At 54.2% G+C, this 9,111-nt stretch carries 7 protein-coding genes; 2 read left to right on the forward strand and 5 right to left on the reverse strand.

Annotation, left to right across the window (positions count from 1 at the left end):
- Window positions 1-112: 112 nt before the first annotated feature.
- On the reverse strand, window positions 113-1,531 hold the full coding sequence (locus MOY_RS14705) for an aminotransferase-like domain-containing protein (RefSeq protein WP_009101240.1): 1,419 nt from the start codon (window positions 1,529-1,531) through the stop codon (window positions 113-115).
- A 140-nt stretch (window positions 1,532-1,671) separates the two neighbouring features.
- Here MOY_RS14705 and MOY_RS14710 point away from each other — a divergent pair, with 140 nt between their 5' ends.
- Together MOY_RS14710 and gabT are read left to right on the forward strand one after the other, a co-directional pair.
- The gene (locus tag MOY_RS14710; RefSeq protein WP_009101242.1) at window positions 1,672-3,123 is read left to right on the forward strand and encodes an NAD-dependent succinate-semialdehyde dehydrogenase; all 1,452 of its coding nucleotides are present in this window, start codon (window positions 1,672-1,674) and stop codon (window positions 3,121-3,123) included.
- Between the two features lie 11 nt (window positions 3,124-3,134).
- Window positions 3,135-4,406, forward strand: coding sequence for a 4-aminobutyrate--2-oxoglutarate transaminase (gene gabT / locus MOY_RS14715; protein WP_009101244.1), 1,272 nt, complete (start codon window positions 3,135-3,137; stop codon window positions 4,404-4,406).
- A gap of 67 nt (window positions 4,407-4,473) precedes the next feature.
- Here the strand turns inward: gabT and MOY_RS14720 are convergent, their stop codons facing one another.
- From MOY_RS14720 to MOY_RS14735, 4 genes are all read right to left on the reverse strand, one after another.
- Window positions 4,474-5,688, reverse strand: coding sequence for an MFS transporter (locus tag MOY_RS14720; protein ID WP_009101246.1), 1,215 nt, complete (start codon window positions 5,686-5,688; stop codon window positions 4,474-4,476).
- Window positions 5,689-5,728: 40 nt separating this feature from the next.
- Window positions 5,729-6,217, reverse strand: a complete 489-nt coding sequence (locus MOY_RS14725) for a tripartite tricarboxylate transporter TctB family protein (protein WP_009101249.1) — start codon at window positions 6,215-6,217, stop codon at window positions 5,729-5,731.
- On the reverse strand, window positions 6,214-7,728 hold the full coding sequence (locus MOY_RS14730; RefSeq protein WP_009101251.1) for a tripartite tricarboxylate transporter permease: 1,515 nt from the start codon (window positions 7,726-7,728) through the stop codon (window positions 6,214-6,216). The genes MOY_RS14725 and MOY_RS14730 overlap by 4 nt, the downstream gene beginning before the upstream one ends.
- A gap of 75 nt (window positions 7,729-7,803) precedes the next feature.
- A complete protein-coding gene (locus MOY_RS14735) occupies window positions 7,804-8,778 on the reverse strand; it encodes a Bug family tripartite tricarboxylate transporter substrate binding protein (protein WP_009101253.1) in 975 nt (324 codons plus the stop codon).
- Window positions 8,779-9,111: the final 333 nt, after the last annotated feature.

Raw genomic sequence — 9,111 nt, forward strand, 5'->3', positions numbered from 1 at the left:
GCCAAGTTCTTATAAATAAGTTCTTATGAATAAGCTTTTATGAATAAATTTACATCAATACGCTTATCAATATGGTAATCGAGTCAATGACATCTCTCTTCTAACACCTCGACTAGCGAAGTAGCTTCTCTAAACAGCGGCGAATCCGCTGGGCTTCGCGTGCCAAGGTTTCCCCTGACAACATGCCTACGCCCATAACCAGCCCTACCCTCTGGTCTGTTTTAGCACATACGGGGCTAAGTGGACGCACAATCAAATGTTCTTTCATCAGTGCCTGGGCAAGCGCAACATCGTTCACGCCGGGTTCAAATTCGATGCACAAGCTTATTGCGCTACTGGGTGGTGATACGTGGCGCACCTTAGGCAGTAAACGTAGCTGATCATGTAGCACTTGCTGGCGACCCAAATATTCCGGTTGGATACGACGACACCAAGTGTCTAAATCGCCGTCAAAAATAAACTGCGCCAGTACCGCTTGTTCAAGCATACGGCCTTCACGGAATAGCTCGCTGCGCAGACGGTTCATAGGGGCGGCCAAATGCCGTGGCACCACTAAGTAGCCAAGCCGTAAGCCTGGAAACATCATTTTGGAGAATGAACCCACCAATAAATGGCGTTCCGAATGTGGGTCAAACAGCAGATTAGTATGATCGTCGCGGGTGAATTCGTAGTCATCTTCCACCACATAGGTGGGCGATAACGCATCACAGAACTGCTGCTTATGAGCCGCGCGGGTGGGCACGCTGAGTGGGTAATGATGAGAGCCGGTCAAATAAGCGAGGGAAATGTTGCCAGCCACCTTCGGAAAAGCATGCCCCTTGTCAGGAAACCAGGGCACCATCTCAACCGTTAAGCCCGCAGCGGTAAACACATTGCGTGCCCCCCAGTAGCAGGGCGACTCCATCGCCACGGTGCCACCCACATCGGCCAATGCCATGGCGCACAGCTCAATGCCGTTATGGGTGCCGTCGGTGATGATGATCTGTTCCGTATCACAATGAATGTTGCGCCAATGCGCCAGAAATTCACGAATAGCGCGCTTAAGCGGCCCATAACCACCGGTGGAATAAGACAGCAACAAAGCATTTTGCGGCACCGTAACGCTGGCATAAAGTTGGCGCCACTTGCGCATAGGAAACTGGGCGATATCCGGTATGCCAGGTACAAAGGCACCGCTTTGCACCGTGCTCGCCCCTGGCCAGCGCAACACTTGTTGAGCGCGTGTTGAAAGTTGAACGGTGGTTGATGTGGGCGCAACAGACGCCTCTTTCTTACAGCTCCAAGTGCCCTTGCCATGAAACGTCGTCAACAGGCCTTCTTCGATAAGCGACGCAATGGCACGGGACAGCGTGTGTCGAGCAACGCCTAGCGTTACTGCTAGCTGCCGGTGTGACGGCAGGCGAGTTTGGTTCGGCCACGCCTGGGTGACCGCCTGCCTCAAGGCTTGCTCTAACCGCACCTGTTTACTCAAGCGCTCAGGTTGCTGCGCATAGTGCTTTACGAGCTGCTGTAACACGTCCTGGCAAACCATCCGTATCCTCTTACCGTCACGATGCTCCCCGTTTAGTTAGTAAAACAGAAAAGTGGTCTGGTTGAACGAAAAAGTGGTGCATTCGCCTGCTGGCACATTACTGCTAGTGTGCAGGACATGTTGTAAACCAGGAGAAAGTCATGAGCTTTATCGAACAGTGGTTGCACAATGCCGTCCCCGCCCTGGTGGGCGACGAGTGGCGCAAAGGCCAGCAGACCTTTGCCGTCGATAACCCCGCCACCGGCGAGACCATTGCCCACGTGGCGGATTTAAGCGCCGACGACACCCGCGACGCCGTGGCCGCCGCTTATGAAGCCGGTGCCGCGTGGCGCGCCACTCCGGTGAAACAGCGCTCGGCCCTGCTGCGCCGCTGGTTTGAGCTGGTCAATGAGCACGCCGACGACCTAGCCCGCCTGATGACCCTGGAGCAGGGCAAGCCGCTGGCGGAAGCCAAAGGCGAAGTGACCTACGGCGCATCGTTCATCGAGTTCTTCGCCGAAGAAGCCAAGCGCATGGCGGGGGAAACCCTGCCCAGCCACGGCGCGGATAAACGCCTGCTGGTACTGCGCGAGCCGGTGGGCGTGGTGGCGGCGATTACTCCGTGGAACTTCCCGCTGGCGATGATTACCCGCAAGTGCGCCCCGGCCCTGGCCGCTGGCTGCACCGTGGTGATTAAACCCGCTGAAGCCACGCCGCTCACCGCGCTGGCCGCTGCCTATTTAGCGCTGGAAGCGGGCCTGCCCGCAGGCACCATTAACGTGGTGACCGCATCAAAACCGGCAGCGGTAGGTGAAGTGCTCACCACCGACCCCCGAGTGCGCAAAGTGTCGTTTACTGGCTCCACCCCTGTTGGCAAACACCTGCTCGCCCAGTGCGCCAGCACGGTGAAGAAAACCGCCATGGAATTGGGCGGCAATGCGCCCTTTATCGTGTTTGATGACGCCGATGTGGACGCCGCCGTGAACGGGGCCATCGCCTCCAAATTCCGCAACGCCGGGCAAACCTGCGTGTGCACCAACCGCTTCCTGGTGCAGGACGGCATTTACGATGCCTTCGTCGCCAAGCTCACCGAACGTGTGAATGCATTGAAGGTAGGCGACGGCCTGGCCGACGGCAGCATCATCGGTCCGCTGATCAACCAAGCCGCCGTGGATAAAGTGCAGCGCCACGTCGATGACGCGGTGAATAAAGGCGCGCGCCTGCTGTGCGGTGGCCAGCCCCACGCGGCGGGGGAGCGCTTCTTTACCCCCACGGTGCTGGCGGATGTGACCACCGAAATGACCGTGGCTGATGAAGAGACCTTCGGCCCGGTCGCGCCGGTGTTCCGCTTCCAGCGCGATGAAGAAGCCATCGCCATGGCCAACGACACCCCGTTTGGCCTAGCCGCTTACTTCTACGCCACGGATTATCGCCGCATCTGGCGCACCATGGAGCAGTTGGAGTACGGCATGGTGGGCGTGAACGAAGGCTTGATCTCTACCGAGCTTGCGCCGTTTGGCGGTGTGAAAGAGTCCGGGCTGGGCCGCGAAGGCTCCCACCACGGGTTGGATGAATTTACTGAACTGAAATACGTCTGCGTTGGCGGTTTATAAAGAGAACGATGATGACTAACCAAGAATTGAACGACCTGAAAAACCGCTTCGTGGCCAACGGTGCCGCCACGCCGACCACCCAGTTTGCCGAGCGCGCCGAAAACGCCGAACTGTGGGACGCCGACGGCAAACGCTGGATCGACTTCGCGGGCGGCATTGGCGTGCTCAACCTGGGCCACCGCCACCCGAAAATCGTTGCCGCCGTGGAAGCGCAGCTCAAGAAAGTCATGCACACCAGCGCGGCGGTGATCTCCTACGCGCCCTACGTGCAGCTATGCCAAAAGCTCTGCGAACTGACGCCGGTGCGCGGCCCCGAGCGCAAGGCGATGCTGGTGAACACCGGTGCCGAAGCGCTGGAAAACGCCGTGAAGATTGCCCGCGCCGCCACTGGCCGCACCGGCATCATCACCTTTGATGGTGCCTTCCACGGCCGCACCATGATGACCCTGGCGATGACCGGCAAGGTGCTGCCCTACAAGAACGACTTCGGCCCCATGCCGGGCGACGTGTTCCGCGCCCCGTTCCCCAACCCGCTGCACGGCATCAGTGAAGAAGCCTCGCTGAGCGCCATTCGCACGCTGTTCAAGACCGATATCGCCCCGCACCGCACGGCGGCCATCGTGATCGAGCCGGTACAGGGTGAAGGCGGCTTCTACATCGCCTCGCCGGATTACCTGAAAGCCCTGCGCGCCCTGTGCGACGAACACGGCATTCTGCTGATCGCCGACGAAGTGCAGTCCGGCTTTGCCCGTACCGGCAAGCTGTTTGCGCTGGAACACAGCGGCATTGAAGCGGACATTCTCACCACCGCCAAGAGCCTCGCCAACGGCATGCCGCTCTCTGCGGTAGTCGGCACCGCCAAGGTGATGGACGCCTCTGGCCCCAACTCCCTGGGCGGCACCTACAGCGGCAACCCGCTCTCCTGCGCGGCGGCCCTGGCGGTAATCGAGGCCATCGAAGAAGAGAACATCCTGGCCCGCAGCGAGCAGATGGGCAACATGCTCGCCGAGCGCTTCGCGGTATGGGGAGAACGCTTCCCCGCCGTCGCCCACGGCCGCCAACTCGGTGCCATGGCCGCGTTCGAACTGCTCAACGTTGAAGGCAAGCCCGACCCGCAGATGACCGGAGCGCTGTGCGCCAAAGCCCGCGAGAAAGGCCTGATCCTGCTTTCGTGTGGCTTCTACGGCAACAGCATCCGCATTCTGGTGCCGCTGACGGTGTCGTCTGCGGTGTTGGAAGAGGGGTTGAGTATTATTGAGGAGTCGTTGGAAGCGTTGAGCTAATAGCGTTGAGGTAGGACTGAGCCCGCCCATCGTCAGGTAGCGTAAGCTGTTTGGCGGTGGGTGGAGTTTAAGACGTACTGGAATGCCGGTGCAAATGGGCAAGCCAAAGAAAGCCTATGCTTGCAAGAGCCAATCCAGACAATAGACCAAAAACGCTGGGATAGTTGCCGAGCCAAGCGTGCAATGACGCGAAGATAGGTAAGCCGAATAGTACACCGCTATAGGTAAATACTAGGCAGCCCCCCGCTGCATCTGCTACGCGGTTTGTTGGCGAGAGTTGCGCGACTTCCGCCATAAATACGCCATTCCAGCCTAAGCTGGCAAAGCCGGTTAAGCACAGAATGACAACCACCAAGACATTCGGCCAAGACGCAGACATGGAGGCAATAAGCATACATCCTAGGGTCGTCGTAGCTGCAATGATAAGCAGGGTCAGAAAACGGTTTCCCAGACGGTCACCCAACCACCCCCAGGCGATACGTCCGAGCACGCCGCTCACTTGTAGCGTTGACATTACCAGCCCCGCATCCACTAAACTGAACGCGACATCCTCTACCAGCAAAGCGACGGTAAAGGCGGATATTGAAAGTTGGATCGTTGCGAAACAGAGGCTTAATAAAGCCACATAGCGTAATGAAGGCTGCTGCCACACTAGCGCGACCCCAGCAAATGGTCGTGAAAGCCAAGGCGATCCGGGCGTTCGCTGATCGTCCCAGTAGGAAATATTGGGCTGTAGTAACAAAATGCCGACAACAGCCAGCGCTCCGTAGAGCCACAAACCTGTCTGCCAACCTAGCGTGACAGCGATTAGCGGTGCCGTCGCGCCTGCTATCACCCCCCCTAAAGGCACGCCTGTTTGCTTGATAGAAAAAATAAGTCCACGATGCTGGCTAGGTGTGAAGCGCACAAGCAGCAATGAGGCAGCTGGGTTAGTTAGCCCATAGCCAAGGCCAGCCACCAACGAAGCGATAGCAAAGGAAGGTAGTGTGGGTACAGAAAGGAAGAGTGCGCCGCTGCCTAATAACGCGAGTGATAGTTGGCTTGTTCGGCAGGGCCCCAAACGTCTTGTGAGGGGTCCCCCGATCAGAGACGACAATATAGCGCCGCCGAAAATAAGGCTAAGCTGAAGTCCGACTGCCGAAGAGGATACTCCCAGAGATTGAGCCAGCTCGGGAGCGATGGCAGCCGGATAAAGCGCTATTAACGAGGCGTAAGCGAGCACCAAGGTAGTGGAAAACATCACCGCAAACGGGTGGTGTGCTATTTCTCCAGAGGTCTTCACATTGCTAACACCTCGTTCAGGTTGCGCTTGTTTCCGTTGGCTAAAATAGCAAGGGCGTTGGTAAGGTCATGCCGATTAACTTCATAAAGAGCAGCCACACAACAAGGCCAACCAGTAGAGGAACAATCAGCACTGTTTTTAATGATGCATTAGGTGCCAATACGGCTACCAATATTGCATTAAACACCACGGTTGAAACTACTAGTCCAATGTTAAGCACTGCCAGAAAGTAAAACACCGCGCCGATTATCATAACGAATACGGACACGCCCACCGCTACTAGGTCATGCTGCTCTGCGTTGGGTGGCGCGAGGTTAGCCAAGCGCTTGCGAACGGCGAACAAGCCGATGCCGCCTAATATCCACACGCCCGACGCAATCAAAAAGTAATAAGCGGTCTGCGGCATGATGTAAGAGGGCACCAGGGGCGCGGGTCTCCAAGCGCCTAGCTGTATATGGATCAGGCCAGCTATCCCCAGCGATAAAACAACGGCCGCGGCCAGTAGCTCTTTAATAAGAGTATGGTTCATTTTTTAGCCCTCAATGCCAGCGTGAAGAGCAGAATCAAAACGAAAGCAGCTATATAAAAGCCAATCGCAATGGGGCTTTTCACTAATACCCACCAATCGCCACCACCCATAATCATTGACTGGCGAAGCGCACGCTCAGCTCCTGGGCCAATAATAAAGCCAAGTACCAACGGTGCTAACGGGAAGCTCAGTAGCTTCAAGGTAATACCCAGCAGACCGGCAAAGAGTAATACCCAAACATCCATCGTTGAATTATTGGCGGCGTAGGTACCTACAATCGCTAAAATAAACACGGCGGGGATCATATAGCCCGGCTGAATCATGGCAATGCGCGAATAGTAGGGCAGTAGCAGTTTGCCGAGAACCAAGTTGACCAAGTTAGCAAAAATCAGCGTGAAGAATAACGCGTAAATAATCTCGGTATTATCACTTAGCAGGCTTGGCCCTGGGGTCATGCCCATCAGAATGAAAGCGGCACCAAAGAGAGCTGCAGTCGCACTACCGGGAATCCCGAAGGCAAAAAGAGGAATAAACGTAGAACCTGCGGTGGCACTGTTACCCGATTCCGCGCTGGCGATGCCTTCTAAGGACCCCTTACCAAACTCTTCCGGGCGCTTGGAAAAACGTTGTGCCAAGCCGTAACTCATAAAGGCCGCTAGTGATTGGCCAGCGCCTGGGAGTGCGCCAATAAAGGTACCTACCGCTGCGCCAATGTAGGTTGCTTTAAGAGTTGATTTAAACTCAGCCCAGGTCAATTTGTCTTTGCTAATGTCATAGCCTTGCAGCAAGCTAGCCTGTTCGGCGACATCGTCCATAAGCTTGTCGACTTTACGCCGCCATAGCTTAGCGCCTTGGAAAACCACTTCCGAAATCGCAAAGATACCAATCAGTACAGGTATAAGACTCAACCCGCCAGCCAGCCCAGGAATGCCAAAGGTCAAACGAACCGCACCTGTGATAGGGTCGCGTCCGATCATCGCTAATAAAATGCCGATAGCAGCAACAGCGAGCCCCTTAGCCACCATGCCTTGGCTAAGCGCAGCAATGAGAATTAACGAAAACGCATAAAGAGCAAAAAACTCAATCGGGCCAAATGTAAGAGCAATAGCAGCCAGCGGAACCGCAATAAAAATTAACACTAAGTCACTGGTGGTATCGCCAATAACCGAGGAGTAAAGCGCTGTATGTAATGCTTTACTGGGCTTCCCTTTAAGTTTTGCTTGATAACCATCGATGCTTGTTGCAGCTGCTCCTGGTGTACCCGGTACACCAAAGGAAATAGCGGAAATTGAGCCACCAAATAAACCGCCTTTATAAATACCTACCAGCAGACCCATTGCCATCGCAGGCTCTAAGAAAAACACAAAAGGCAGCAATAGAGCGATGGCCATATCGCCTGAAAGGCCAGGTATTGCGCCTAAGGTAATACCAAGCAAAACGCCTAGAAAAACATACATCAATACGTAGGGGTGAAAGGCCAAATGACTGGCCTGAATAATAAGATCAAGCATCAGCGCTCTCCGGCGAAGCTCTAATATAATGAAATAGCCCCGGTAAATTACCGGGGCGGGGCCTGGGGGGAGGCGTTATTCTTCGTTAATAGCTGCCAGTACTTCGCTAACGCGCACAGTCGTGTCGCGATAAATAGCTTGAGCGCTTTCGATTCCTTGCACGTTATTCAAGCCAGCCGATGCTTGAGTACTCATGGTTTGTGCGGTGTCCGATTCAAGACCTTTAATGATGCATTCGGACAGTTCTTGTTGAATTGACTCAGGGACAGAAGAGAAGGTGTAAACCAACAGGGGGGCCTCGAACGATACGTCGTAACCCGCTTCTTTAAATGTCGGAACGTCAGGTAGTACATCGGAACGCTCGTCTGCAAACACACCTATTGCGGTAACTTCTCCAGAATTTACATTCGAAACAATAGAAGGCGGAAGCGTCATGCCTAAATCAATGTGACCACCAAGGATCATTGTGCGTGTCTCACCACCACCAGTGGTTGGTAAGTGAACATTTTGAATGCCGGTTTCCATTTCAAGCAGTACGAGCGGCAAATGAACCAAGCTAAGCGGGTCGGCATGGCCAAACACTAACGAATTCGGCTCCGCTTCAGCCAGCGCTACCCAATCTTCTATGCTTTGAATCTCGTGGTCGGCTTTTACGTAAACCGTTGGTTTCCAGTCGGTGAGGTGTACGATCGGTGCCCAGTCTTCAACATCCCAGTCGGTTTCTTCTGTTAGCGTTTGGGTAATGGTTGCTGAGTAATCGGCCATCAAGATGGTGTGACCATTAGGCTCTGCGTCGGCGACAAACTGTAAGCCTTCCATGCCTCCGGCTCCAGGCATGCTCACCACGTCAATTCGTGTGCCGCAGTGCTCAGCCGCATTAGCCGCAATAATACGGGCAGTGATATCGGTGCTACCGCCGGCCCCATAGGGCATTACGATGCGAATAGGGTCATTTCCAAGGCTTGGGCTATCTGCGGTAGCAAAACCAGCGGCGCATGTTATGAAGGCAGCGCTGACAGCAGTAGCAATTTTAGCTCTTTTAATATGCATGTTAGTTTCCCTGCTTTGTTAGATTTATCATTGTGTTGCGGTTACTACATTCGTTGAGTTGTCGTTGAATAGGCAACACGTACCTAACAACCATATAAGCTCGGTAAGCCATTTTTTTGTCAATTCCTACTGTTTTTATGTCAATAGCAATGCTTTTAGGCACGATGCTTTTATGTTGTGTCAGGTTTAAATCAGATATAGACGAATTTTAAACTATATTAACTACATTTTTTTGATGATTTTACTGTGGTCTTGATTTTTTTTGGTGTTATTCAATGTTTTTTTAAAGACAATAACGACACCAATTAATCGGCTATATTTATCTGTTTTTTA

It is taken from the genome of Halomonas sp. GFAJ-1 (genome assembly GCF_000236625.2).
GTDB lineage: Bacteria > Pseudomonadota > Gammaproteobacteria > Pseudomonadales > Halomonadaceae > Vreelandella.

Excerpts from the sequence above, each read along its gene's own strand:
- MOY_RS14735 (WP_009101253.1), bottom strand. The coding sequence starts at position 8,778 with ATGCATATTAAAAGAGCTAAAATTGCTACTGCTGTCAGCGCTGCCTTC.
- MOY_RS14705 (WP_009101240.1), bottom strand. The coding sequence starts at position 1,531 with ATGGTTTGCCAGGACGTGTTACAGCAGCTCGTAAAGCACTATGCGCAG.
- gabT (WP_009101244.1), top strand. The coding sequence starts at position 3,135 with ATGACTAACCAAGAATTGAACGACCTGAAAAACCGCTTCGTGGCCAAC.
- MOY_RS14725 (WP_009101249.1), bottom strand. The coding sequence starts at position 6,217 with ATGAACCATACTCTTATTAAAGAGCTACTGGCCGCGGCCGTTGTTTTA.
- MOY_RS14730 (WP_009101251.1), bottom strand. The coding sequence starts at position 7,728 with ATGCTTGATCTTATTATTCAGGCCAGTCATTTGGCCTTTCACCCCTAC.
- MOY_RS14710 (WP_009101242.1), top strand. The coding sequence starts at position 1,672 with ATGAGCTTTATCGAACAGTGGTTGCACAATGCCGTCCCCGCCCTGGTG.